We start from the raw sequence: 25,127 nt of genomic DNA on the forward strand, positions 1-25,127 counted from the left end.
GGACCGGGCCAGCGCCACGGCCAAGGAGGACGCGACCCGGGCGGCGTTGCTGGGCGACGTTCAGGCGCTGTGCGAGCAGGCGCATCAGGTCCTGGCCCTGGATGCCGCGCACCAGTTCGCCCGCGATCAGCTCACCTACCAGCAGCAGCGGGTGGACCAGGGCATCGACCCGGCCGATTCGCTGTGGAACGCGGCGAGCGCCTTCCAGGTCGCCAAGCATCAGTGGGAGCAGGAGGCCGCGAAGCTCGACACGCGGCGCCTGACTCTCGCGCGTCACTACGGCGGGCAGGAATGGCTGCGGCTCCGGGTCCTCTTCGAGGCCATGACCCAATGAGCGCGACACCGGAGCTTGACCGCAACCACACTGAGGCCCCGGCCGACACAGACGCACGGAGCACACCGGAGCCGATCGCCGAGGAGCGGATCTTCGTTGGGCGCCGCCTGGAGATCAGCCAAATCACGAGCGCGTTGCTCAAGGGCTCCTCGGTCATCGTCAAGGGCCGGGCCGGGATCGGCAAGCGGACGCTGCTCGGGAAGGTTCGAGAGGAGCTGGCGACGCAGCGGGTGTGCCTCGCGCCCTCGATGTCGACCGTCAAACAGATGGCCGCCGACCTGGCCGAGCAAGTGCACGAGGCCATCGGGCTACAGGTGCCCGAGCGGCTGATCCCACCGCGTTTCCGGGCGATGGCCGAGCGGACCGGCGCGGTCCCCTTCCGCCACATCAAACGCAACCTCTCGCGCGAGCCCGTGGCCGATCAGCTCGCGCTGGTCATGCAGTCGTTGAAGAAACGCGACGATGTGATCCTGTTCGTCGAGGCCCTCGAGGTGCCGCCGACCCAGGCCGATTTCTTGGCGCAGATCGCCGAGCACTGCCAACTGTGCGCCGCGATGGACTCTGACAACCGCCGCGTCAGAATCCAACGGCTCTTGTGGAAGTTCCAGGCGACCGTGGAGATCAAGCCGCTGGTCTCGCCCGTGGTGCGTGAGTGGGTGGAGCTATGGCTGGAGCGTCACCCGCTGGCCTTCGAGTCGAACCGCATCCGTAAGGCGTTCATCCGGGGCGTGGCGCGAGACTCCAACGGGGTGCCCGCCGCCGTCCAGGGGATTCTGGACTTCGCCCTCACCGAGCATGCCGTGACCCGCTCGACACTGCGCGAGATGGAGCACGACGCCGCGATCTACTACCTCGACATGACGCCGATCCTGGTGATCGTCTCGGTGGGGTTCATGGCCTTGCGCTACATCAGCCGGGGCATGGGCATGAAGGAAATGATGGTCATGGCCGGGGTTGGGACCAGCATGTTCTATCTGCTCCTCTACTTCGGGCGGATGATGCAGAAGCGGAGATAGGCGATGCTGACACCGACCCACCTCTTGTTCGCGCAGAGCGCTTACCTGACCACCTGTGTCGTGGCGGCGCATCCGCCCGCGCCCGAGGAGGCCGCCGTGGCGTTGCTCGGGGCGACCCTGCCGGACCTCGATAGCCGCGCCTCCTACATCGGGCGCATCCTGCGGCTGACCTCGGATCTCATCGAGCGGTACTTCGGGCATCGCTCCTTCACCCATTCGCTCCTCGTTCAGCTCATCGCCGGAGGACTGGCGGTTTGGCTGCTGCCGGACGGCTACGGCCTGGCGTTGATGGCCGGCTGGGTCTCGCACTCCTGGGCGGACATGATGACCCCCGGCGGAGTTTCGTGGTTCTGGCCCTCTCGGATTCGCTGTGTGCTGCCCGGAAATCCGGACTTCAGGATGGAGCTTGGCAAGGGCGGCGAGATGGGCTTCATGCTCGTCATGACATTGCTCGGTGTGGTCATGATGCCGCTGGCCGCGACAGGCAAAGGGACCACGGGCTTGCTGCGCGGGGCGCTCGGGGATATGGAGATGGTGCGTCGAGAGTATGACCAGTATCAGGGCGGGTATCTGTTCTCTGTCCAGATCACGGGGAAGGACAACCGGACCTCGGCGGACATCTCGGGAACCTACTCGGTTCAGGGTCCGTGGCGCGATGCGGGGCTGATCCTCGACACGCCAGACGGCCCTCGGTCGCTGTGCCCGTCGAGCGCCTGCCAGTGGTACAGCGCCCATGCCGGACTCAACCGGGGCGAGCCGATCAAGACCTCGACCGTGAGCGTGAGCGCTGGCCTGCTGGCAGTGTCCGAGCTGCGCGAGCGCGTCTCCGAGCTGACCCAGGCCGGGGAGGTCTTCCTACTCGGGACCGCCCAGGCGGAAGGCGTCAAGGCGCAGCCGCCAACCCTCGAGGTCACCACCGACACGCTGACCTTCGCCTATGCCGCTCCCGCGATCCTGGAGCCGTTCCAGGGACGCACGCTGCGCAATGCAGACCTCACCATCCAGGTGCGGCACAGCCCGGATATCGCGCTACCAGCGGCGAGCCGAGCACCGATCCAGGCGCGCAACGAGGACATTCCGGCCCTGCTCGAACGGTGGCTGAAATGACATCGGCGCCCCGCGAGCTGGCACGCGAGCTTGCGCAGCTGAGTTTGAGTCAGTGACAAAAAAATCCGTTCAAAACTCGACAGGAGGACGGCATGACAGGATTCCGCATCCCGTGGCACCGCTTGGTTCCGCATCATCAGAGAGTCACCGTGTTTTGGATCGTCTCGGGGTTGGGAATCGCCGCGCCCTGGCTGTTGGGCGATGGGTTCCTGTTCGCCCCCCGATCAGAGAGCGCGTGCATCGTCAACAGCATCTATGACGGCGACACGATGCGGGCGACCTGTGGCGGCAACGAGAAGGTCAAGATCCGGCTGTACTGTATCGACACGCCGGAAATGCAACAGAAGCCGTGGGGCACCGAGAGCCGCGACCATCTGCGCCGCATCGCCCCTCGCACCGTGCGTCTCGTCGAGCATGACAAGGATCGCTACGGCCGGATCGTCGGCGAGGTCTTCAACGACGAAACGAGCCTGAATCTCGCGATGGTCGCTGCCGGGCACGCCGCCGTTTACCCGAAATACTGCTCCGAGTCGCGCTTCTTCCAGGCTCAGAACCGGGCCAAGTCGCAGCGGCTGGGGATCTGGGAGAAGCCGGGCGACCAGCAACGCCCCTGGGAATGGAGGCGCCACAAATGACCCGCCGCGAGGCTGGTTTGACCCTGGTGCTGATGGATCGGTTGCGCACCCAGCGCTTGCCCAGACTTCAGGCCATGCATGCCCGCGTGACGGCCGGAGACTGCCTCGACGCGCACGACCTGCGCTATCTGTGTGTGTCGCTGGAGGAGACCCAGCGGATGAAGTCCCCGAGCATTGACACGCGCGAAGCGATCCGCGCGGTCCTGGCCCGGCTGTATCACGAGATCACCACCCAAGCACTCAGCAACGAACAGGCGAGGTTCCGCCATGCCGCGCATTGAAGACGCCGATATGACGCTGGATTGGTTTGAAGCAGGCGAGGCCATCTTTGAAGCCGCGACCGATGACCCGAGCTGCTACCCGCCGCTCCATGATCCCGAGACCCAGCGTGCGTGGCTGGCGGGATTCGTCGCAGCCTGGGGCGAGCATGACATGGTCGAAGCTGAGAAGCGGACAGGCGACCCGCGCGACCTACCCATACGAGAGATCCTGGCCCTCAGACTGACCGACCACCCCGAGCTGTTGAGCCAACTACAGGAGATCGGCGAGCGTTCCCTCGACGAAGGCGCCTCTTATCGAGTCAAGCGGACATGACGACCCTGGACCTGGCGCGCTGGGCGGCGGCTCGACTCCTCGCCCTGCGCTATCGGCTCGACATCCGCGACCGCTCGCACCTGCCCGAGACTGGTGCCGTCCTGCTGCTAAGCAATCACGCGAGCTGGATCGACTGGCTGTTGATCGGGGTCGCCTCCCCGCGACCCGTGCGCTTCGTCATCGACCGAGGCATCTATCGGCGCTGGTACTGGCGATGGCTGCTCGACCGTGTGGGCGTGGTCCCGATCTCCAGGCGGCGGCCGAGACAGGCGCTCGCGACCATCGCCGAGCGGCTGGAGTCCGGCGAAGTGGTGTGCCTCTTCCCGGAGGGCACCATCACGCGAACCGGAGCCCTGGGAGAGTTCCGACCGGGATTTGAGCGCGCCGCCCGCGCCGTGAGAAGGGGCGTGATCCTCCCGGTTGCGATCACTGGCACCTGGGGAAGCCAGTTTTCCCGAGGGCGACGGTTGCGAGTCGCGGGACTGCTTCGCCGTCGAGCAATCGGCCTTCGGTTCGGCCGTCCGCTTGGGTTGGACGTGACAGCCGCCGAGGTTCAGGAGCGAGTCGTCGAATTGCTTGCTGGCTCCGAGGACAGCGTAGAGCGGGCCAGTCACGGCGCTTGCAGATCCAGGCCACCCGGAGCCTTCGCCGCTTGATCCAGGTGTGGCGGCCCCGGCCACCCTGGGCAAGCGCCGCGCCCGCCCCGACCGACTCTGACATCTCCCTCCCGGCCCCCGCTGGGGGTGCATTGCGCGCGTCCGCCCGGCTCTTGGCACACACCGCCAACAGCCGTTCGGCCACGACCGACTTTCGATGCGGGAGCCCCCGCACCCCTCGGGGTCGCTGTGCTCCAAGGTAGGTCTGCCGCCGCGGGGTCGTGCCCGGCAAACCCCGCCGGTCACTCCTTTCCCGCGCCGTCAGCCCACCGAGTTCGATCACCCCCGGCCCCCTCAAGGTGGAAGGCATAGCCACGACCTCTGTGGACATCTCCCCCCTGTCCCCCCGCTGGGGGGAACGCCCGGTGCACGGCTCACGTCATGGGGCCAGCCATGGGGCGTGGAGACTGGCCGCCTAATTTGCCCGGCGGTACCCATTGGCCTTGACCTCGATCCCGGCTGAGATGCCCGAGGCAGGCACCAGCAAGGTAAAGGCCACTCGCTCCATGGATCAGAGTCCGAGATCTTCGCGGCCCAGGACCAGGCGCACCCCACCACTTGTCTCGAAGCCCTCGCCGGCGACGTCTTCAGAAATGAGCCCCTCTAGGTCAAGCCCCGAAAGCTCCGCCAGGATATGGATTGGCACTCGGTGCGTCTTGTAATCGCCGAACGCCTCCTCGACTGAGGGGATCAGGTTTTTCTGGGTGTGCAGATAGCCGACCGCCCGAAAGCGGCCCGACTGCTCGGCGATGGCGACCTTCCAGTAATCCGCAGGCACCTGCACCAAGCCGCGATAGAGTGGATCGTCGGGTCGGAACAAAGGACCGGTGAAGATCGACAGTCGTGCCGCGTTCTCCTCCGCCCAGTCGAGCAGGTAGTTCTCCAGCTCGAGCCAGCTCTTCTGATTGAGCCGAGCGTGCTGCGGAGCGCACACTGTGTAGTGGAAGGTATCGGCCTCGGCAAAGCGTGCCTCTGCCTCGCTTCCCCACATGGGAGCCACACGTCGCACCAAATGGCCGCGGTCATAGTCGTTGTTGACATAGGCCTCGTTGCCGATCTGCTCGGTGCGTGTGAGCCGCGGATCGTGGCGCCAAGCCCCGCGCCGCTTCAGCCGCTTGAGGCGCGTGCCATCGACATTGCATGCCGTGACCATCGGCAGCTTCCTGGTCGCATGCATCACCACCGAGAAATGCATGTAGGTTAGGTCCGCGCGTCCATCCACCTCGCGGACACCATTCCCGCCCTGGGGCAGCGGCAGCGATATTGGTTTGTTGAGGAAATTAGGGTCGTATCCGGCCACCTCGCGCCAACGATCGACGCCAAAGGCCGCCTCTTCCAGATCGACGCGCCGATAATTAAGGGTATCGCCCGTCAGCGATGGCATCAGACCGGATTCGCCAGGACGCAGCGGCTGCGGCTGTAACGCAGGCATGATAGGCGCGCTGACGGGTGTGTCCGCGTCTAGGAGCGCGAGGATCTTCTGCGCATCCCGATCACCCTGAGTGGCCGCCTCGCGTAGGCGCGCGAAGATCCGACTGATGCGGATGCCCCGGTTGGCAATCCACTTGTCGCTGCCTTTGGGATCCGGAACCGAGCGGTGATGCAACGCCACCGGTAGCCATTGATCGTTGAGCACAGGTGCACCAGAGGAGCCGGGCTCGGTGTCGGTGGTGTAATAGATGAAATCACCCTTCACCCCGAGAATACGGCTGTCGCGTAGCGCGATGCTCTTGAGCCCGCCGCTCGGGTGCTGAATGATGGACACGGGCTCATTCTTGATTGCCTTGCCGGATTCCTCGATCAGGGTGAAATGCCCGAGCTCGGTCAAATCTTGGCCCTGATTGTTGACCGGGCGCACGGAAACGAAGGTGAAGTCGAGTGCGTCGCGATCCGAGGTAAAGAAGATGTCGCCGGTCAGGTCGAAGCGCTTGCTCGGCATGACCTGGAATTGGTCGTTTTCCTGGTAGTCGAACACAGCCTTTGCCAAGCGCGCCTCCTCACGGCTGCTCAGCACATGGTTGTTGGTGAGCAGCAGACCAGGCGCGACCAGGAAGCCAGAACCGGAGCCTGAGGGGATCGCCCCTTGGTAGAAGAGCTGAATCTTGGCCACCGCACGTGCCAGGTGCGCTCCGCGGCTGAGGTAGTTGATCGGAAAGAGATTCGAGATGCCAAGGATGCGCTCGAAGGCTTTATCGTCCGCCTCCGGCACCATGTGGCGGCGGGCACGCAGGCGCTTGTCCTGATCCGGCTCGAGCGTCTGGCGGCGCAGCGCACGAGCGTCCTCGAGAATCTCCCGCTCCAGCGGTGTGGGTCCGGAGGCGATTGCCGCAGCCGCCTGCACTTGCGACGCAGGCCTGACGTCGATCAACGCCTCGTCCGTCAGCCCAAGCAGGGCTTCGGCTTGAGCGAACGCTTCGTCTCTGGGGGTCCAGACTTCATCCATCGGAGTGGTGTGACGTTCTATGCCCCCGGCGGATGTGACCGCGCGACGCTCGTGGCGCATCGCCTCGATCTGCTGCTCGAATAGGTCGGCTACTCGTGCATAGCCGGGGTTGCGTGGGTGCAGCTCGTCATACCAACTTTGCATACTTGGACCGACGCGACCACGGCAGTCGACGTGACGCACCTGTCCAGGGAAGCGCGATTCCAGTTGTGCAAGCCGCTCGTTCAGGTGGTCGATCAGATAGCCCGTCACTTCGGGCTGCAGGAATGCGGGAATCCCCAGCCCAGCCATCGGTTCACCGAGCCAGCGCCCATCTTGGCGGGGCACGGGACGATCATAGCCGTGGAAGAGAACCCCAATCCTTGGATTGACGGCAATCACCTCTTGGATGACGGTCTGATATCCATCCTCGATCTTGGCCAGCGTAGCGGATAGGACGTCGTGTCGGACGATGTCCTGCACCTCCATGCCCGGGGCATAGGAATGAAGGAGATCCGCTAAATGGCCACCACCAAGGGCATCATTACCCGAAGCGCTGAAGAGGAAGAAGTCCGCTTGTTCCTCAGCGATGGCATCGCGGTATTCTGCCTCGGCAAGCATGTTCGTCAACGTGTCCCCGGCGGCCCCGAGCGACAGGATGGCATAACGCTCGGAGAGGTTATCGATCACGTCCTTGAGTCGCACTGGGTACTGAAACCAGCTGTCGCCCTCCGAGACGATAATCGGTCCCGTATAGCCTGAGCGGCGCCGCTGGCGATAGCGAAGGGTGCGAATGGCTCGGCTAAGGCCGTTGGCCAGCGCGATGCCGGTATCCGCCTCAAGCTCGGACTCGCCGGGGCTGCTGCGCAAACGCACGCAGGGCTCAAACGGCCGGCTCGGTTTGCCGTCGTCTAGAAACTCCTGCTGCAGTTTCTCCAGTGTTTCGAGATCCTCTGCATCGATTGCGGCATTCAGCGCATGCTCGAATTCGGTCGGTGTCATGAAACAGTCCTCGCTCTGGTTGTTGTTGTCGCCGACACCTGCGGAGGGTGTGGCGATTGCTCGAGACAGCGAAATCGAGGAGATCGGCGGCGGGAGGGGACCGGAGACGGCGCCGCTGCGAGTGCCAGTATCGACCGACCTCGATCGGGGGAAAAATGAAGATTTGATGACGTGGGCTAGGCGCCAAGCGCTCAGCCGTGTTGGCCAGAGAATCCACGTCAGTTGCCTCGCATCTATCGAAGCCACCCCGTCGAACGGATGCAGGGAGCCACGGCTCCCAATGTGCATATGTGGCTGGCTGAGTATGGCGCCCTGAGAGCGGCACGAAGGTTGTGGACCTCTGCGTGACGCCGCTCCCCATCATGGTTTCAGAGTGTGCGGGCCCTTACCGGATGCCACCTCTGGCTACTTACCGTTCGGTGCAAGACGGACACAGCGTGGCACCTAACATCCGCGCGCGCGACTCGCCCCCGCCGGACGGCGGGGTCTCGACCGCCCGCGCGCGCGGCGTCGGCGTGGCTGAGAGGTGGGTCAGGGCGCGCGCGGTCGCTCTCGGGCGTCGCGACCCCGGCTTGGCCGTCACGTCGCGCGTTTCACACGGCACTCGCCCAGTCGGCTATGATTTCCGTACAGGAATCATTATGACGACGGTTTCCACATGACGGATCGACGCTCGAAACCCCGTGGCGGCTTCCGGCCTGGCGCTGGCCGCAAGCTCGGCTCGGGACCCTACGGCGAGCCCACCCAGGCGATGCGTCTCCCCGTGAGCGCGGTCCCGGCGGTGCGCGCCTGGCTCGCCGAGCGCACGGCCCCACTTCTGTCGGAGGCCCTGGCCTTCACGGCTTCACCGATCCCCTGGCCCCTGCCGCTCTACGGCTCGCGCATCTCCGCCGGCTTTCCCTCGCCAGCCGACGACGACATCGAGGCGACCATCGACCTCAACGAGCACCTGGTCCAGCATCCGGCCGCGACCTTCTTCGTCCGGGTCCAGGGCGAGTCCATGACCGGGGCCGGCATCCATGACGGCGATCTGCTGGTGGTCGACCGCGCCCTGGAGCCCCGATCGGGCGCGATCGTGGTCGCCGTGGTCGATGGCGAGCTGACGGTGAAGCGGCTCAAGATCGAATGCGAGCGGGTCTGGCTGATGGCCGAGAACCCGGCCTATCCGCCGCTGGAGATCCGCGACGGCCAGGAGCTCTTCATCTGGGGCGTGGTCGCCCATGCCGTGCGCTCCTTCTGAGCGCCATGCTGGCCCTGGCCGACTGCAACAACTTCTATGCCTCCTGCGAGCGCCTCTTCCGGCCCGATCTGGAGGGGCAGGCAATCCTGGTGCTGTCCAACAACGACGGCTGCGTCATCGCCCGCAGCAACGAGGCCAAGGCGCTCGGCATCGCCATGGGCACGCCCTTCTTCAAGCTCGCCCCCGCGCTCCGGCGCCAGGTCGTCGTCTTCTCCTCGAACTACGCCCTCTATGGCGATCTCTCGCGGCGGGTGATGCAGGTCCTGGCCGGATTCGCGCCCCGGATCGAGGTCGATTCGATTGACGAATGTTTTCTCGACCTCGAGGGATCCGCGGATCCGACGGCGGAGTGTCTGGGCATCGTCCGCATCCTGCGCCAGTGGACCGGCATCCCGGTCTCGATCGGCATCGCGTCGACCAAGACCCTGGCCAAGCTCGCCAACCGGCTGGCCAAGCAAGGCCGGAGCCCCGACGGCCCGGTGCTCGACTGGTCGCGTCTGACCGATCCCGAATCCCATCTCGCGGCGACGCCGGTCGAGGATCTATGGGGAATCTCCCAACGTTGGGGTCAGCGTCTGCGCGCGCTCGGCATCGCCGAGGCCCTGGCCCTGCGCGAGGCCGATCCCAAATGGCTGCGCCAGCACCTCGGCGTGGTCGTGGAGCGCCTGGTTTGGGAGCTGCGCGGACAGTCCTGTCTCGCCCTGGAGGAGATGGCCCCGCCACGCCGGCAGGTCCGCGTCTCGCGGAGCTTCGGCGCGGCCGTGACCCAGTGGGTCGAGCTGCGCGCCGCGCTGACCCGCTTCGCCACCCGTGCCGGCGAGAAACTCAGGGCGCAGGGACTGGCCGCCCCGGCGTTGACCGTCTTCATTCAGACCGATCCCTTCGACACCAGTCGTCCCTTCTACAGCAACGCCCACACCAGCGCCTTCGACCAGCCGACGTCGGACAGCGCGGTGCTGATCCATCATGCGACCCAAGGCGCCAAGCGGCTCTGGCGCCGGGGCGACGCCTACCGCAAGGCCGGGGTCCTGCTGCCCGATCTAGTGCCGGCACGGCTCGGGCCTGGGGATTTCTTCGCCGATCCCGCCGAGGCGGAGCGCGGTGCACGCCGGATGGCCGTGCTCGATGACATCAACCGCCGCTTCGGGCGCGACAGCCTGCGCTTTGGCGGCGAGTTCGTCGGCACCACCTGGCACCGCCGCGCCCGGCTGACCTCCTCGGTCTCGACCACGCGCTGGGAGGCGCTGCCGGTGGTACGGGCGCGTTGAGGTTGGCGGCGGGGGTATGGGTACCGGTCGATCGCTGGAGGATTGCCGCAATGCCCGATGGTGATCAGCCACCGCGGGTAGGCGTCGACAGATTGAGGGGCGCCAGGATAGCGGTATTATTGCTCCCAGTAATAATGCTGTGGAAGGGATAAGCAGTCATGGCTAGAGGTCGGCTTCGTTATCTTGAGCTGCTGGCGGATCAGCTGGGCTCGGATCTGATGCGGGTTTTGAGTGAGCGGGACGGATGGCCTGCGCTGTGCGAGTTTAAGGTTGGCGATGCCTGGATGCCGGTGGGGCTGCACATCGGGCTGATTGGCAAGTCCGGCCGTGGACGTGATGACGTCGAGCGGCGGTTCCAGAACCCGGGCGACAAGCGACCTATGATTGCGCTGCAAGGCTATATACCGGCCCTGGTTGGCGTGCGCTTAGGCGCCGATGAGCGCATCGACGTGATGGCCGGGATGCACGCCGCGCCGCGTGTTGGACAGGCTACCCGGCAGTCCCTGTTTCTTCCTCTGCAAGGGCTTGACGCGGCAGCGTCGGGGGGATGGGTTGATCATGTCTCGGCTTCGGGGGAGGTCATCCACCTGTTCCGCCCCGAGCTTCTGCCAGCCCACCTCGCGCTCGGTGATCACAACATCGGCCTGCCCGAGGCGCCCGCAATCGTCGAGGCATCCGGCTGGCTGGACGAGCAGGATACGGCTTCCATCGAGCGCGCGCGTTATGCCTCGGTGCGCGCCGCGCGCAGGCAAGGCTTCGGACGCGAGGTCGCGCTGGCTTATGGCGAGCGCTGCGCGATGTGCGGGCTTGGCTCAGGGCTAATCGAGGGCGCGCATATCTACCCGGTCGAGGCGCCGGGAAGCCCGGATGCGGTCTGGAACGGCATCGCCCTTTGCCGGAACCACCACCGGGCGTTTGACCTGCATCGCATCGCCGTGGATGTCGGCTCCTGGCGGATTGCGGTGCATCCCGAGCTTCGCTCCGCCAGCGGCGCCGACGCCGCGCTCAGCCGTTTTCTGGAGATGACATCGCCGGTCCTGACGCTTCCGGCCGACCTGGCGATGCAACCGAAGGTGGAGATGCTCGAGCAGCGCTACGCCTTCTATGGGGATCAATACGAGTGGCTGGGCTAGGCCGCCTGGTCCCGCCGACGGGCGCCAGGACCAAGGCCGGTGCCTGGGTGATCCTCGTGCTCCCCGATGAGCCGCTGATATTGCTTCGGCAGCGGAGCTAGGGCCTCCGGCGGGGGCATCCCCTCCCGCCGAGGGGGTAGAAGCGTTGGCGCCGGGGGCAGCCCCTCGGCCTCATCGAGCAGCTGCATGCGGATCTCTCGCGCCAAAACCTCGGCGAGCAACGATGGGACGGCATTGCCGAGCATGCGCTGCACATCGCGCTGTCCTGCGCTGAAGCGCAGGCCATCTGGGAAGGTCTGGATCCGGCAGAGCTCCTGCGGAGAGAGGTGGCGGCTTCGCCAATGGAAGGGGCCGACAGCCGGCCCAGGCTGAGCTTGGATGGTCCAGGCCGGTCGGTTCTTCGCCAGCTTGAGCAGGAACGACCAGAAGCGCGTCCGCCAGCCGAAGATGCTGGCTCCGCCACCGCGGTTGGTGTGCCAGAGGTAGTTCTCGCCCTCGGGGATGGTTGGCAGCAGGGCGGCCCATTTGCCGCGCATGCTCAGCGCGGGGTCATCCAGCTCCTGCGGCAGATCTCCGATGGCGTCCCACGCCGTGCGGAGCGGCTCCAGGCCGGAGGCCAGGAGGTCGTCCTCAGCCATGTCGGCATGGGTCGGCTCCGGGAAATGGAACGGGGTGCCGTCGCGGGCGCCGACCAGAAAGACACGCTCGCGCATCTGCGGCACCCCAAAATGCGCGGCGTTGAGCTTGGCGACCGATGGGCGGTAAGCGGTCCCAGCGCTGCGGTTGATCGCCTTGATGCCATCGAGCAGGAGCTTCATCCCCTCGCTCTTGGAGCTGAACACCATGCCCGGCACGTTCTCGAGCAGGAAGGCGCGAGGGCGCGTGTCGCGCAGAACACGGAGATACTGCTCCAGGGTGCTGGAGCGCGGATCGTCCAGCCGCTTGGTCTCCCCGCTGGCCCAGAAGCCCGCCTTCGAGAAGGGCTGGCAAGGCGGGCCGCCGATCAGGACATCGGCCTCGCCGGGCTCGAGCCCGGCCGCGCTCAGGATCTGCGCGGATGTGAAGCCGTGGATGTCGCCTGGCAGCACTGGCCAGCCTGGCCGGTTCTCGGCGAGTGCCGCGCAGCAAACCTTGTCCAGCTCAACGGCGGCACGGGTCTCGAACCCTGCCGCCTCGAAACCGAAGTCCAGGCCGCCTACACCGGTGTAAAGGCTGATCGCGGTAGGCATCTGCTGCGGATGCTCCTCTGATGAGTGATTGAACGGGGATCCTTGGCCACGCGGCGCGGCGCTGGATGCTTGCCGCCGTATCATACGCGACCTGGCGTGCGTCACGAAGGGCGGCGCCTCTGGCTTCTGGAGGCATGCCGACGGATAAGATCAGCCCGCAAGCGCGCAGCGAGGTCATGCGCAGGATCCGCAAGCGCGACACCAAGCCCGAGCTTGCCCTGCGCCGCCTGGTGCATGGCATGGGCTACCGCTACCGCCTGTACCGCAAGGATCTTCCAGGATCGCCGGATCTGGTCTTCCCAGGGCGCAGGGCTATGATCTTCATGCATGGCTGCTTCTGGCATCAGCATCCCGGGTGCCGGCTGGCCCGCCAGCCGAAGAGCCGTCCCGACTATTGGCTCGCCAAGCTCGCGCGCAATGTCGAGCGCGACGCCGAGGTGAGGGCGCAGCTGGCCGCCCTTGGCTGGAAGGTGCTGGTCATCTGGAAATGCGAGATCACGGATCCCGGACTCGTCGGCGAGCGGGTGGCCGCGTTCCTGGGCTCATGAGCCATGATGCCCAGGTGGTGACGCCTCGTTCGCGCCCTCCTACAATGGGGCCACCCAACGTGGCATGGAGCATGGCCCAGCATGGCCAGGTTCACTCAGGATAACCTCTGGTCGCTCGAGGAGGAGTACGTCCTCAACAAGCTCGCGGTGCTGCGGAACGCGGCCGATGATGCCGCGCGGCATGTCCGCAACCTCTATGTCACCTTCCTGCTGTTCGCCTTCTACATCACGGTCATCGTCCTCTCGACGGATGACGAGCAGCTGCTGAAGGAGACCGGCGCCACCCTGCCGCTGCTCAACGTCGAGCTGCCGCTGCTCGGGTTCTACATCATCATCCCCTGGCTGGTGCTCCTGTTTCACGGACACCTGCTGCTGCAGGTCTTTCAGCTCTCACGCAAGCTGTTCAACTTCGAAGATCTGCTGCGGACGCTTCCCCCCGAGGTCGAGCGCGTCCACCGGGAACTGCCCTTTCCGCTCGCCTTCAGCTATGTCCTCATCGGGCGTCACCATCCAGGCCTGATCCGCTGGCTCTTCCGGGTCGTGGTCAAGACGACCATGGTGCTGCTGCCCGTGCTCCTGCTGGTGGCGATCCAGTGGAAGTTCCTGCCCTACCACAGCGGCTGGATCACCTTCGATCAGCAATTGGTGCTCACCCTGGACCTGCTGCTGCTCTGGGCGATCTGGCCGCGGATGCGCTCGCGCACAGGACGCTGGCGGGTTTGGTGGCCCTGGCGGATGCGGCTTTCTTGGCTCTGCGAGGTTGGGGGGTTCATTCGGCCGTGGCGGCGCAAGCAACGTTGGCAGGCGGCCGGAATGCCAGTGCTCATCAGCTGCTTTCTGATTGACGTCTGGGGCTTCCTGATTCCGCCAGGCGACGGGATCGAGCGTCTGATCGGCTATCAGACCTGGCTGAACCTCACGCACCGGAATCTGGTTCTGCGCGAGCGCGTTCTGATGCGTGAGGCCCCGCCGCTGGAGGTTTTGTTCGCCGCGCATGTGGATACCGAAGAGGAGAGAGCGGAGATCTGGCGAGAGGCTGGGCAGGCGCTGGATTTGCAGGGGCGGGATTTACGGTATGCGGATTTTTCGCAGTCGGTTTTCTGGAATGCTGATCTCCGTAATGCTCAACTGCAGGGGGCGAATCTCGGGTCGGCGCAACTGCAGGGGGCGCATCTCGGGTCGGCGCAACTGCAGGGCGCGAATCTCGGGTCGGCGCAACTGCAGGGCGCGAATCTCTGGTCGGCAGAACTGCAAGGGGCGAATCTCGATATCGCGCGCCTGCAGGGGGCATCTCTCACCTACGCGAAACTGCAGGGGGCGAATCTCCTCTTGGCACTAATGGAAGGAGCGGATCTCAGCAATGCGGAACTGTGGGGAGCGAATCTCCTCGTTGCGCAACTTCAAGGCGCGGATCTCAGTTTTGCTGAACTGCAAGGGGCGAATCTCGGGTCGGCGCAGTTGCAGGGGGCGGATCTCAGTTTTGCTGAACTGCAAGGGGCGAATCTCAGCAAGGCGCAGTTGCAGGGGGCAGATCTCAGGAAGGCGCGCCTGCAGTGGGCGGATCTTAGGGAGGCGCAACTGCAAGGGGCGAACCTTAGGGAGGCGCAACTGCAGAGCGCTAATTTGCGTGGGCTACATGTCTTCTCAACCAAATTTGAAGATGCGGATGTAACGCTTGCCGATCTGCGAGGGATTCAGTCAGTCCCCGTGGGGATTAGCCCAAACCCAAAGAATGATCCGACGTGTTCGTTTTTGCCGGAAGGGTGTATCGGCTCAGCTAGCATCGATCGGGTCAGCCTGCTGCTCACTCAGGATCCTAGCGCGTTACCCTATGAGGCGAAACAACGCATTGCTGCAAGCGTCGAGCAATATTGGTCCCTTACCTTCGACTTGCCATTTGAGCCGACGGAGATATCGCCTTTGCAGGGTTTCGACGCGGTGCACGATCAGCGCGGACTCTTCATTACTTGGCCCCTCCCACCAGACGAGCCCAGTCTACAGCAGGCCGGATGGGTAGATTTCCCCGAACTCATCCAACTCGCCATACGCGTCTGCACCAACGAATACTTCGCTAAGAGCATAGCCTCAAGATCCGACAGATCACCAGAATTAGTCCAAGCCCTTCAGCGTTGGGCGGACGAAGACGGATGTGCACCTGTGACCGATTCGTTCAACGCCTTGAGAGCCTTGAGGTCCTTGGGATTCCACCTATCGAACGACCGCGGATCCGAATGTCAGATCTTTTCAACACTCTCGGTATACATGCCTGGCTGGAAAATTGACTGTGATGATCGGTTCTGGCCGACGCTGCCAACCCGAAGAGGGTTCTTTCTCTTGCATCCACCCTAGCGTTTTGATGACCAGCACAACTCCTCCGGACACGAAGAGCTGAAGCCAAATTGACTTCCACCGCTGAGCGCTCTGCGGAAACACTTCTCCGCGCCGGATCCTGCCTTTCTCGTCCCAGGGACCGTCCAGACCAACCCCGCTGAGACGAATCACACTTCCCACATACCCGGAGACCATTCCGCCACTTCACACCCTATGGCAGGGTAGCCAATTGTCCGGGGTTCCATTCCGCTACGGTCGTCGTTCCTCCTCCCTACGCTCCACTCCACCCCGGCCAACCGGCAACTGATCCTGCCGGGTGTGAAGCGTCGGCATGGTCTCCTCAGCGGCTGTTGTCGCGCTCCAAAGCAAGGTGGTGCCCGCTTCCATGCGCTCGGGCCTCTCAGCTCGCCCCACCCTCCTACCAGCGCATCGAAGCGGTCACGGCTGAGGATTTTGATCCCCCCTCCGCCCCCCAGGGGGAACGGGTGCTCGCATCAGCATAGGCGCTCTGCGCCGTTTCGCGTTAAACGCAAGTTATTGTTTTAATGTGCTTTACTTGCTTTTTAATTGCCTTCAGCTATAATTAATAGCATAAAGCAATAGCTTGTGGGGCTCACCATGCCAGTATCCGCTTCCTTCTCTTCGGTCCCCGGTCGCTGGTCGGGTCGCGTGGTCTTTCGCGTTCACGCGCGCGGGTCGGTTTGGGCGTTGCGCCTGCCTCGTGCCGGTGAGCGTGTTCCGCCTGCCTGTCTGTTCCTGCCTGCCTCCCGTAAGCCCTTGGCGCTGGCCTTCGCGGCCTTGGCTCGGGGCCTCGGTTGGCGCGCGGAAGTGCGCCCTGGCTCTGGGTGCGCGGTCTGGCGGTCTGGCCCACTGTCGGCTTCGTGTCCAGCGTTCGCGGTCAAGGTCTGGTTGCCGGCTGGCGTGTCGGCCGCCCAGGCTCGCGCCGCCCTGCGTTCCGCTTGGGTCGCGGTTCATGTTGCGTAAGTGGCCTCGGTGCCTGGCGTTGTGGCGCGGGTTTCGCGCCTCGGCGGGGCAGGCGCCGCTCGGTCGGCGGCTGCTCGGGCTGGCCCTGGCCCTGCTGCCTTTGTCGGTGCGTCGTCCGGTGCTGCGGCTGCTCGGCATCACCTGGCCGCGCTGGGTGCGGTTTGGCGTGTCTTGGCTCGGTAGTTACCTGGCGGTGTGCTCGGTCGCGCTGGTCGTGCTGTGGTCGCTGTCACTGGTCGGTCCCTGGCTGTGTTCCTCCTCGGTCTTGTCTTGCGGGGTGTCTCATGTCTCAGCTTTGCCTTGATTTTGCATTGTCCCCTTCGGTTCCTGCGGCTGTTCCGGTGTGGGCCTTCGGCGGTTCCCGCCAGCTTCCGCCCCAGGGGTGCGCCCTCGCGGAGCGCGCGGCCTTGGCGCTGCTGCGCTCGGGCGCGGAACTGGTCACGGGGTGCTGTACGGGCGCGGATGCATGCGCGCTGTCTGCTGCGTGCTCGGCTGGTCTGGCTCCTCGGGTCTCGGTCCTGTCGGCCTTTGGCCCTGTTCCTGGCTCGGGCTGGCCTTCGGGTGCCTGTCCTGCGTCCGCTGTCGCTGATGTGCGCCGGGCTGCTGCTCTCGGGGCCTCAGTGCGGCCCTGGTCTGGCGGCCCCGCGTCCGTCTCGCTTTCGGCACGGCTCGCGTCACGTACTCGCGCCGTTGCTCGGGCTTGCACGGCGGGTGCGGTTGTGGTCTTGGCTCCAGGGTCGCGCGGTTCGCTCATCCTCGCCCGCGCTGTCGCGCGTCGTGGTCTGCCGGTGCTGGGCCTTCCGGTCGCGGGTGCCTCGCTGCCGGATCTCGGCGGTCATTGGGTGCCGGCTACTGGCGCGCTCGCCAACATCAAAGCGTGTTCTCTGCGCTTGTCAAATAATTGCTGACAGCTATAATATATAACTATAAGAAGTTGATCGGGAACGGCCCCCGCGATAGGCCGGAGCCCCGGAGGATCCAGGACGGAGACGATGGGAGCGAGGAAACGGCCGGCAGCCGCCCGCCATGCCTCGCAGCTGCTGGTGTGCAGATCGGAGCGTTCGCATCGCGAGCGTTGGGCTGTGCTCACTAGGAGGCTACGCACATGGGCTATATCGCCAAAATCCCCTCGCGCGTGTCGGGCATCCCGTGCCTGGTCGGCGTGGAGTCGTACCACCGTCAGCCGCCGGATCACGGCACCTGGGCGAGCGATTGGGATTACTACGGTTACACGGAATCGGATTGGCAGATCTTGGACCGCCGCGGCCGGCCGGCCGATTGGCTGGAACGGAAGCTGACCCGCAAGGATGAAGATCGGATCGGTGAGGAGATCGACGCGCATTTTGAGCGCGAAGCGAAGGAGGCGAGAGACGACGCCGCGATTGATCGGTACTTGGACCGTCGCGGCGACTAACGAGAAACGGCTTGTCAGGGGGCAACCTGGCAAGCCGCTTGAGTTCCTCAACATTGGCACGCCGAGGAAATTTGAATGTATCTCGAAGACCTGCAAGACATCAACACCCTTGTTGACGATGAACGCCCGGTCGACACGTTCGAGGATTGGGCCATGTCGTTTGACGCCTGGCTGGACACGCCCGCCGGGCTGGTCTGGCTGGCCGAGCAAGAAGAGGCCTTTTCAATGGCGCGCGATGCCGAGCTGTACGGCGTCCGCCCCGCTCTCGGGGGACGCCGCCATGGCTGAACGCGCGCTGACTTCCTACCTCATCAGCATCCTTGCCGAAGCAGTGCAGGAACTGGCCGAAGCAATGGATCAGTGGGGCGCCGGTTCGGATGAAGTGTTCGGCATTCTGCGCGAATGCCTAGCCGCCGCAGAGGTAGACCAACGTCTCGACAAAGCCGCCTAACCCCACCCAGCGCCCGGCCCCGCGCCGGGCTGGAGGATCGGCAATGAACTATGCACGCAACGCCCTTGAATCGCTGCGCTATGCGGGCATCGACGATTACCAGGCACTCACCGATTCGGAACGGTCGAAACTGACCGAGCTTTTCGGGGACTGGACCCGGATCACCGCAGAGCAAAACGCACGGCTCGCGGCCCTGGCCGAGGACGCGCAAGCCGAGGCAGAGCGGCAAGCCGCCCGCGCCAAGGTGCACGCCCACCAAGCCACCCTTGAGGATGTCTATTGCGGACTCGGGGGCTTCGCCCGCCGCGAGCTTTCGGCCTACCTCGCCGAGGATGCCGACTTCGACGCTCCACTTGATACCTGGCTCAGCCAGCTTTCACCGCCTGAACGCGCCAAGGTCACCGCCTTGGTTGCCACCATCTGACCCACCCACCGCCCGGCATCGCGCCGGGCTGGAGCAACACCATGTCAGACCATGAAGACCTCGACCGTCTGTACCGCGAGGAGATCGCCGCCAAGCGCCGCATGAACGCCCAGGAAGAACAGGCGGAGATCGCCGCCGGTCGTGAGGACTGGCGAACTGAGGACGATAGCCACAGCGAGTACATGATGCTCCACGGCACCGAATGACCACCACCAACCCGGCCGAGCGCCGGGTTCTTCATTGAAGCCGACGCAGCGATGCGCAAATTCTTTGCGCTTCGATGCGTTGGCAGGAGCCGCCAACATGACCGACCAACCCAACCCCGACCCGAGCGCCCAACTCGCCGCCCAGCTCGCGGCCCTGCAACAGCAGATGGCCGCTTTGCAGCAATCCCCGGCCGCTGCAACGCCCGCCGCTTCGCCATGGGCGAGTGCGCCGACCGCCGCGCCTCAGATCAACGGGGTCGCGGTCCCAGTGAAGATGCAGACGCCTGCCGGCTCGATCCGGCTGTATTTCTCGCTGCCGGCCGAGTGCGCCGCGACTCCCGAGGCACTGATGGCTGCCCTTGAGAGCATGGCCGCCGCCGGTCTTCCCCTCGACACCTGGAGCTCGCGCGAGAGCGGGAGCGGATGGGGAGGCAGCCGCCGCGACAGCTACGCCAGCAACCGAGGAGGATGGAAACGATGATCGCCGCCCCACAAGCCGCCCCCGTCGTCACCCTGACCCAGACCGCCGCCGCGCGGTATGTCGTCCTCGACATCGAGACCGGCGACGCCCCCGAGGACGCGATTCAAGCCGCCCTGGGTTCCTGGAAGGCCCCGAAGAACTGGAAGCCGGAAACCGTCGAGAAGAACCGCGCCGAGGCGGCCGAGAAGATCCGCAGCAAGGCCGCGCTTCTCGATGCCTCGCCGATCCTCTGTGTCGGCGCCCGAACCGATCGCGAGGCGATCATGTTCAACGGGATGGGCGAGGCTGGACCGCTCGAACTGTCCGGCTGGTCTGTCCGCAGCTACCCGGACGAGGGCGCCATGCTGGCAGGCATGGCCGCATGGCTCGACACCCAGACCGACGCGGACACGATCTTGATCGGTCATAACGTCCGCGCCTTCGACTTGCCGAAGATCCGCGGAGCTTTCGTCCGCCACCGCTTGGCTCTGCCCGCGTGTCTCAAGCCGCGCACGGACGGCAGCCAACCGATGACAGACACCATGAGCCTATTCAAGAGCTTCAGCATGGAGCATCGAGACGCCTTCGCGGTCGGGCTGGATGTCGTCTGCACCGCCTTCGGCATCCCGCGACCCAAGCAAGTGATCTCGGGTGATGACGTGCCCCGACTGCACCGTGAGGGCCACTTCGCCGAGATCCTGATCTACAACGCCATCGACGTGGACGCCACCACCGAGATCTACCGGCTGATGATGGCGTGAGCTTCGCTCGACATCCGCCCGACGAGCCCGCTTTGTGCGGGCTTTTTTGTGGGCGCCGATTTAAAAGCCGGCACGCGGCCGAGCCGATGCAAGAAGAGGCCGCCGCTTGAACCTCCCCGCTCTCGCGGGGAGGCCCCACCGCATGGAGGACCACCGATGACGACGATCCATCTCACATTCCACCAAGCTCCCACTGAGCCCGGCTGGTATTTCGTGCAACTCCAGCATGGCCACCCCGACGGCAAACCGTATGACGTGGATTACTTCTACGGCATCCGCCACGGCATTGCCGAATGGGCGACCTGGTATGCCCACAACATTTCGGCCTGTGCGCCGATCGAGTCATGCGACAAGACCGAGGATGACCCGCGATGACCGCAACCGAACGCGCACTTGTTAATGCCGTCGCTCTGCGCGTCCAATGGGGCGACTGCCGCGACGCCATCCAGGCCGAGCCGATTCCGCCGCTCAACTGGCAGCTCGGCATTCATCGCATGCCCTGCCCGGTCCTGGCCCACTCGCCCTGGGGGGTGTCCGATCTGGTCACTGGCCGCCTGGTCGCGATCGAGACCAGCCGCGAGCTGGCGATCTCGGGAGCCATCAAGCGACTGGCCCGCGCCGCCTGCGCCGAACGGCTGAGCATCCCCGAATTTCTGAACCGCGCCCGCCAGCGCATCGCCTGCGGGAGCCGAGCATGAACCAGGACCTCGACCGACTCTGGTGGCGTAAGCGCGTCACCCAGCAACGCCTCGAGCAGGCCCAACAAGAGCTCGCCCAACTACGCCGCCAGCTTCGCGACGCCGAACGCCGCGCCCAGAAGCTCGCGCATGAACGCAACGCCGCCCGTGCCGACTGGCGCACGGCAACCGCCACCAGAGCCCAGCTCATCCCTCAACGTCTCCACTGACCCCGCCGGCCCGGCCGTGCGCCGGGCGGTCCCGCTCACCCTGGACACCGGAGGTTTCGACCATGCTCGACCTGACTCAGCCGCTTCCGGATTGCCTCGTCACCTGCCGCTGCGGACACACTGGCCCGCTGGATGCCTTCGCCGTGGAAACCGACCGCTGGGCGTGCCCCGCCTGCGGCTGGCGTTGGCGGGTCAACAGCGTTGGCTCAGCGAAGATCGGCCTACTCGGCACCCTTCAATTCCCGCGCCGGGTCTGCCAAGACGACCCCGACGCCCAGCAGATGGAGATGACTCTATGATCGCCCGCCGGAAGCGCGCCGCCTCCGACTCAGGACTTCGACGACGATATCCCGTTTTTGGGTTGAGAATGGCCGCAACATACGCCGATAGGCTCAATTCCGTGAACCGATTTAATCGACCCAACAGGACGACCTCAAGCTAATGGAGCACCGCCCATTTTCTCAACGACTATTCATCAAGATACCCAGAAATAGCCGCCTGGCTCCGACCGAGGATGTCCCCGATCTGCTTCTGCGTCAGACCCATGGCACGTAATTCCCTGGCTTCCTCTTTCAGTTTCGGATCACCGTGCTGGGGTTGCTTCCCGACGATGCGACTCTCAGCGATACGACCAGTCGATCCCACTTCCTTATAGGTTGCGAAAATTTGCTGATCCCCATGCTTACCCATGATCTTGACACTCCCATCCCGGCCAATGCTTGCCTCTAATTCGTTCTGTGGATCGGAAAGCGTATCCACAACGTGTCTGATAACTGCTTCCGAAATGACCGGTTTCTGGCTGCCGCGCTTTACCAACTTACGTTTCATGTCATGACCCTCGCGTATCATTTTGATGATATTGATATCATAAATATCATTCTTGCATATCGCAAGCAGTAGTCGATGATGACTCTCGCTCAACCAGCGTCACGATCAGATGCTGAATCCTGACGCAGCAAGAGACTTATGACAGGATCAGCAGAGTTACAGAGTTCCAGCCGTTTTAACCAAGCCCGCCTCGCGCGGGCTTTTTCGTCTCTGGAGATCAGCCAATGACTGAACTTGAGCAATGGGCCAAGCCAGCCGCCCAAGATTTGTGCTGGATCGTTGCGGAAATCACCCGCAGTGATGGACACGACCGAGGGACCGTCGAGCTGCGAGCGTTCCTCAAGGAGTGCGACGAAATTCGCGCCGGGCGCCCGACCTGGCGGGCACGACTGGCGAAACCCGCTCACCGTGACGACCTGTGCATCTTGGCCTTTCTGGGGGAGGACTGAGCATGCCGACCACCAAACGGCTTGATGTACTTGTGGAGCATCTCAGAGCGGATGGAGGTAGCGCCGAGATCGGCCCGTTGTCGACAGGAGAGCGCTGCTTTGTGGCTATCGCTGCGGATCGCTACGACCTCTTGCCGCCAGCCTATGCCGATCCGATCGAGGCATGGTTTCGGCTCGATACCCACTGGCAGCTGGCGGCCTGCGAGTGGCGTGATTGGCCAAGGAGCTACGCACGATGACCAGTCCCGACTTGCTGTTACTCACCCTGGAGCATGCCGCCAAGCGCCTCTCAGTCAGCACCCGCACCGTGCGCAGACTGATCGACACGCGCGAACTCACTTCGGTACGGATCGGCCGATCCCTGCGCGTCTCAGCCGACAGCATTCAAGCCTACGTAGACCGCAATATGACCCTGAGCAATAATTCCGGTCGCGTGGGGCCGGTTGTGCAGGAGAAAGGCACATGCCGAGAAAACGCAAGCAAGACCAGGACGGCCTCTATCGTCGTCCCGATTCGGAAAAGTGGTGGGCGTCCTACATCGGCAGCGATGGACGCCGAGTTAGACGCTCTACTGGAACCAGCAAGAAGACAGAAGCCGCCGCGCTCCTCGGCAAATGGAAAGCCGAAGCGCACAACGAGACCCACTGGGACCAAGCGCCTAGCCGAACATTCGAGGAATTGATGACCCGCTACCTGATCGAAACAGCGGGGGAACGGCGCAGCGAAAGCAGCGTAAAGCTGAACATCGCCCGCCTGCGACTCACCTTTGCTCAGTTCGACATTCAGGCACTTGAGCGCGAGCACATCCGTGGATACATCGCCCAGCGCAAGGAAGAAGGCGTCGGCAATGCCACCATCAATCGCGAGCTTCAAGCGCTCGGGGGTGCGATCAACTACGCCAACATCCATTGGCAATGGAACCTGCCGAACCCGGTCAAGGGAAACATGCTCAAAGAGCCAGATGGGCGTTTGCGCTGGATCACGCGCGAGGAAGCCAACAGGCTTATCGATGCTGCGCAGTTGCAACCGAAGGCGGCACACCTCGCGCCGCTGATCACTCTGGCGCTGCATACCGGCATGAGACGTGGGGAAATGCTCGGGCTGGAATGGTCGCGGGTGGATCTCCAAGGTAGCCTAATCTACCTGGAGAGCCACCACACGAAAGCCAAGAAGCGCCGCAGTGTCGCCCTCAACAAAACGGCACGCGAGGCCATCCTAGCACAAGCCCGATTCCGCGCGGCCCACTGTCCGGCCGCCCCCTGGGTCTTTTGCGACAAGGAGGGAAACCGGATCGCGAGCGTCAAGCGTAGCTTTGCCACCGCCTGCCGGGTGGCCGAGATCGAGGGCTTCCGCTTTCATGACTTACGCCATACCTGCGCCGCTTGGCTGGTACAGGCGGGTGTCCCGATGGCTGAGGTTAGGGATGTCCTCGGCCATTGCACCCTGGCGATGACTGAGCGATATGCTCATTTGGCACCTGAGAACCTTCGGGCGGCGGTCGCCCACTTGGACCGTTCCGAGTCACGTTTTAGTCACGTTACCCCGGAACGGTCGAGAGAAGCTCTCTAAGTGCTTGAATTTGGTGCGCCCTGTGCGACTCGAACGCACGACCACCTGATTAAAAGTCAGATGCTCTACCAGCTGAGCTAAGGGCGCGATGAGGAGCGGTATTGTAGCGGGATATCCGCCGATTTCAACCTTTGGGTCAAGAAAATCTGTGCCAACCAAGCAGGGATATGATCCGAAGGGGACGGAAACCGCAATCCTCACAACTGGTTTCGCGGGGTCGCTCTACAACACCAACCCCATGAACCAAGCGACGAGCCTCGGGTCAAGGCGCGGACTGACCGATCCGATCCAGCCGGCTCCGCGCCAAGCGCGCCTCGGTGCTGTTGGGATAGGTCGCGATGACGCGCTCGAAGGATGCCTTAGCCTGCTCGAAGTCCTTCTGATCGAACTGGATGAATCCGATCTTGAGCATGGCGCCTGGAACCTTGGGGCTCTGGGGATTGAGTTGGAGCAGGCGTTCGAACTCGGCGAGCGCCGCCGCGAGGTTGCGCTGCACATAGTAGGTTTCGGCCAGCCAGTAGCGGGCGTTGTCCGAGAACTCGCCTTGGGGGTAGCGGCGGAGCAGATCGCTGAAGGCGGCGGTCGCCTCGTCGTATTTGCGCTCCTTGAGCAGTTCGAACGCCTCGGCGTAGGCATCGCGCTCGTTTCCGCCGACCGTTTCCGGCGAGGGCAGCGAGGGGATCCCGACCGGACCGATGGAGGCGGATTCGGCGAACGGGGTCGCTCCGGGCTGCCCCTGGGCCGGAGACGGACCCGACGCCGCGCCCAATCCGCCGCCACTGGCGTCGACCACCCCGTCGGGCAGTGTCGGCTTGGCGTTGCCGAGCGTCGAGGACATGCCGGAGTGACCGGCGACGCCAGCGGATCCGGCCGCTCCCAGCCGCGAATCGATGTCCATGTACTGCTCGCGCTGCTGACGCCTCAGCCGGTCGAGCTCGATCTTCTGGGACTCGAGCATGCCGCGCAGTTCCTGCATCTCGATCTGCAGCTGCTGGACCTTCAGCAGCAGCTCGGATCCCGTCTGATTCTCCAGGATGCGTTCGAGACGGCCGATCCGCCCTTCGAGGTTGGAATAATCGGCCGCTGCCGCCCCGGTCGAGAGACAGGCCAGGATCGCCGTCACGAGCAGGCGTGGACGATGCGATGGGTGATTCATGAC

General features: G+C 64.4%; 30 protein-coding genes, 1 tRNA gene and 1 pseudogene. 27 read left to right on the forward strand and 5 right to left on the reverse strand.

What is annotated here, in order from left to right:
• From D779_RS01020 to D779_RS01050, 7 genes are all read left to right on the forward strand, one after another.
• The coding region (locus D779_RS01020) for a hypothetical protein (RefSeq protein ID WP_043748158.1) at positions 1–334 on the forward strand (334 nt) is incomplete at its 5' end.
• Entirely contained in the window at positions 331–1,350 is a 1,020-nt protein-coding gene (locus D779_RS01025) for an ATP-binding protein (protein WP_043748160.1), read from the forward strand. The genes D779_RS01020 and D779_RS01025, both read left to right, overlap by 4 nt.
• Positions 1,351–1,353: 3 nt before the next feature.
• Positions 1,354–2,457 carry a metal-dependent hydrolase gene (locus D779_RS20835; protein WP_052347649.1) on the forward strand — a complete coding sequence of 368 codons (1,104 nt, stop codon included), beginning with the start codon at positions 1,354–1,356 and terminating at the stop codon, positions 2,455–2,457.
• A 92-nt stretch (positions 2,458–2,549) separates the two neighbouring features.
• Positions 2,550–3,092, forward strand: a complete 543-nt coding sequence (locus D779_RS01035) for a thermonuclease family protein (protein WP_081763261.1) — start codon at positions 2,550–2,552, stop codon at positions 3,090–3,092.
• Positions 3,089–3,373, forward strand: coding sequence for a hypothetical protein (locus D779_RS01040; protein ID WP_043748164.1), 285 nt, complete (start codon positions 3,089–3,091; stop codon positions 3,371–3,373). The genes D779_RS01035 and D779_RS01040 overlap by 4 nt, the downstream gene beginning before the upstream one ends.
• Entirely contained in the window at positions 3,360–3,686 is a 327-nt protein-coding gene (locus D779_RS01045; RefSeq protein ID WP_043748166.1) for a hypothetical protein, read from the forward strand. Before D779_RS01040 ends, D779_RS01045 begins: the two co-directional genes overlap by 14 nt.
• The gene (locus D779_RS01050) at positions 3,683–4,342 is read left to right on the forward strand and encodes a 1-acyl-sn-glycerol-3-phosphate acyltransferase (RefSeq protein WP_043748169.1); all 660 of its coding nucleotides are present in this window, start codon (positions 3,683–3,685) and stop codon (positions 4,340–4,342) included. The genes D779_RS01045 and D779_RS01050 overlap by 4 nt, the downstream gene beginning before the upstream one ends.
• A gap of 511 nt (positions 4,343–4,853) precedes the next feature.
• Here D779_RS01050 and D779_RS20840 read toward each other — a convergent pair.
• Positions 4,854–7,766 carry a DNA/RNA non-specific endonuclease gene (locus D779_RS20840; protein WP_052347652.1) on the reverse strand — a complete coding sequence of 971 codons (2,913 nt, stop codon included), beginning with the start codon at positions 7,764–7,766 and terminating at the stop codon, positions 4,854–4,856.
• Between the two features lie 658 nt (positions 7,767–8,424).
• On the opposite strand from D779_RS20840, the gene D779_RS01060 reads away from it, so the two are divergent.
• From D779_RS01060 to D779_RS01070, 3 genes are all read left to right on the forward strand, one after another.
• Complete coding sequence (locus D779_RS01060) at positions 8,425–9,006, forward strand: LexA family protein (protein ID WP_043748172.1); 582 nt, start codon at positions 8,425–8,427, stop codon at positions 9,004–9,006.
• A 5-nt stretch (positions 9,007–9,011) separates the two neighbouring features.
• Positions 9,012–10,274 carry a Y-family DNA polymerase gene (locus tag D779_RS01065; RefSeq protein WP_043748174.1) on the forward strand — a complete coding sequence of 421 codons (1,263 nt, stop codon included), beginning with the start codon at positions 9,012–9,014 and terminating at the stop codon, positions 10,272–10,274.
• A 158-nt stretch (positions 10,275–10,432) separates the two neighbouring features.
• Positions 10,433–11,407, forward strand: coding sequence for an HNH endonuclease (locus tag D779_RS01070; RefSeq protein WP_043748177.1), 975 nt, complete (start codon positions 10,433–10,435; stop codon positions 11,405–11,407).
• On the opposite strand, the gene D779_RS01075 is transcribed toward D779_RS01070, so the two are convergent.
• Entirely contained in the window at positions 11,404–12,636 is a 1,233-nt protein-coding gene (locus D779_RS01075) for a DNA cytosine methyltransferase (RefSeq protein WP_043748180.1), read from the reverse strand. The two genes, D779_RS01070 and D779_RS01075, sit on opposite strands and share 4 nt — an antisense overlap.
• Positions 12,637–12,770: 134 nt before the next feature.
• Between D779_RS01075 and D779_RS01080 the strand changes: the two genes are divergently transcribed.
• From D779_RS01080 to D779_RS01130, 13 genes are all read left to right on the forward strand, one after another.
• Positions 12,771–13,184, forward strand: a complete 414-nt coding sequence (locus tag D779_RS01080; RefSeq protein WP_081763263.1) for a very short patch repair endonuclease — start codon at positions 12,771–12,773, stop codon at positions 13,182–13,184.
• A gap of 81 nt (positions 13,185–13,265) precedes the next feature.
• Complete coding sequence (locus tag D779_RS20845; RefSeq protein ID WP_052347654.1) at positions 13,266–15,533, forward strand: pentapeptide repeat-containing protein; 2,268 nt, start codon at positions 13,266–13,268, stop codon at positions 15,531–15,533.
• A gap of 2,071 nt (positions 15,534–17,604) precedes the next feature.
• Positions 17,605–17,913, forward strand: coding sequence for a hypothetical protein (locus D779_RS01090; RefSeq protein ID WP_043748185.1), 309 nt, complete (start codon positions 17,605–17,607; stop codon positions 17,911–17,913).
• 75 nt (positions 17,914–17,988) lie between these two features.
• Positions 17,989–18,201, forward strand: a complete 213-nt coding sequence (locus D779_RS01095; protein ID WP_043748188.1) for a hypothetical protein — start codon at positions 17,989–17,991, stop codon at positions 18,199–18,201.
• Positions 18,194–18,364 carry a hypothetical protein gene (locus tag D779_RS22030; protein WP_157726291.1) on the forward strand — a complete coding sequence of 57 codons (171 nt, stop codon included), beginning with the start codon at positions 18,194–18,196 and terminating at the stop codon, positions 18,362–18,364. The genes D779_RS01095 and D779_RS22030 overlap by 8 nt, the downstream gene beginning before the upstream one ends.
• Before the next feature lie 43 nt (positions 18,365–18,407).
• A complete protein-coding gene (locus tag D779_RS01100; RefSeq protein ID WP_043748190.1) occupies positions 18,408–18,788 on the forward strand; it encodes a hypothetical protein in 381 nt (126 codons plus the stop codon).
• 41 nt (positions 18,789–18,829) lie between these two features.
• Positions 18,830–18,994, forward strand: a complete 165-nt coding sequence (locus D779_RS22035) for a hypothetical protein (protein ID WP_157726292.1) — start codon at positions 18,830–18,832, stop codon at positions 18,992–18,994.
• 97 nt (positions 18,995–19,091) lie between these two features.
• Positions 19,092–19,475 carry a hypothetical protein gene (locus D779_RS01105; RefSeq protein ID WP_043748191.1) on the forward strand — a complete coding sequence of 128 codons (384 nt, stop codon included), beginning with the start codon at positions 19,092–19,094 and terminating at the stop codon, positions 19,473–19,475.
• On the forward strand, positions 19,472–20,215 hold the full coding sequence (locus D779_RS01110; RefSeq protein ID WP_043748196.1) for a ribonuclease H-like domain-containing protein: 744 nt from the start codon (positions 19,472–19,474) through the stop codon (positions 20,213–20,215). The genes D779_RS01105 and D779_RS01110 overlap by 4 nt, the downstream gene beginning before the upstream one ends.
• A gap of 156 nt (positions 20,216–20,371) precedes the next feature.
• Positions 20,372–20,590, forward strand: coding sequence for a hypothetical protein (locus D779_RS01115; RefSeq protein WP_043748198.1), 219 nt, complete (start codon positions 20,372–20,374; stop codon positions 20,588–20,590).
• The gene (locus D779_RS01120) at positions 20,587–20,913 is read left to right on the forward strand and encodes a hypothetical protein (RefSeq protein WP_043748200.1); all 327 of its coding nucleotides are present in this window, start codon (positions 20,587–20,589) and stop codon (positions 20,911–20,913) included. The genes D779_RS01115 and D779_RS01120 overlap by 4 nt, the downstream gene beginning before the upstream one ends.
• Entirely contained in the window at positions 20,910–21,122 is a 213-nt protein-coding gene (locus tag D779_RS01125; RefSeq protein ID WP_043748203.1) for a hypothetical protein, read from the forward strand. The genes D779_RS01120 and D779_RS01125 overlap by 4 nt, the downstream gene beginning before the upstream one ends.
• A gap of 62 nt (positions 21,123–21,184) precedes the next feature.
• Complete coding sequence (locus D779_RS01130) at positions 21,185–21,421, forward strand: hypothetical protein (RefSeq protein WP_043748208.1); 237 nt, start codon at positions 21,185–21,187, stop codon at positions 21,419–21,421.
• 169 nt (positions 21,422–21,590) lie between these two features.
• On the opposite strand, the gene D779_RS01135 is transcribed toward D779_RS01130, so the two are convergent.
• The gene (locus D779_RS01135) at positions 21,591–21,950 is read right to left on the reverse strand and encodes a hypothetical protein (protein WP_157726293.1); all 360 of its coding nucleotides are present in this window, start codon (positions 21,948–21,950) and stop codon (positions 21,591–21,593) included.
• Between the two features lie 224 nt (positions 21,951–22,174).
• On the opposite strand from D779_RS01135, the gene D779_RS01140 reads away from it, so the two are divergent.
• From D779_RS01140 to D779_RS01145, 4 genes and pseudogenes are all read left to right on the forward strand, one after another.
• Positions 22,175–22,399 carry a hypothetical protein gene (locus D779_RS01140; protein WP_043748213.1) on the forward strand — a complete coding sequence of 75 codons (225 nt, stop codon included), beginning with the start codon at positions 22,175–22,177 and terminating at the stop codon, positions 22,397–22,399.
• A 2-nt stretch (positions 22,400–22,401) separates the two neighbouring features.
• The gene (locus D779_RS22040) at positions 22,402–22,638 is read left to right on the forward strand and encodes a hypothetical protein (protein WP_157726294.1); all 237 of its coding nucleotides are present in this window, start codon (positions 22,402–22,404) and stop codon (positions 22,636–22,638) included.
• A pseudogene (locus D779_RS23245) lies at positions 22,635–22,793 on the forward strand (helix-turn-helix domain-containing protein); the annotation flags it as partial. The gene D779_RS22040 and the pseudogene D779_RS23245, both read left to right, overlap by 4 nt.
• 68 nt (positions 22,794–22,861) lie before the next feature.
• Entirely contained in the window at positions 22,862–23,968 is a 1,107-nt protein-coding gene (locus D779_RS01145; RefSeq protein WP_052347656.1) for a tyrosine-type recombinase/integrase, read from the forward strand.
• An 11-nt stretch (positions 23,969–23,979) separates the two neighbouring features.
• On the opposite strand, the gene D779_RS01150 is transcribed toward D779_RS01145, so the two are convergent.
• Positions 23,980–24,055 (reverse strand) — tRNA-Lys (locus D779_RS01150).
• Positions 24,056–24,230: 175 nt separating this feature from the next.
• Entirely contained in the window at positions 24,231–25,124 is an 894-nt protein-coding gene (gene ybgF, locus D779_RS01155; RefSeq protein ID WP_043748215.1) for a tol-pal system protein YbgF, read from the reverse strand.
• Positions 25,125–25,127 lie beyond the last annotated feature (3 nt).

This window comes from Imhoffiella purpurea (genome assembly GCF_000585215.1).
GTDB lineage: Bacteria > Pseudomonadota > Gammaproteobacteria > Chromatiales > Chromatiaceae > Imhoffiella > Imhoffiella purpurea.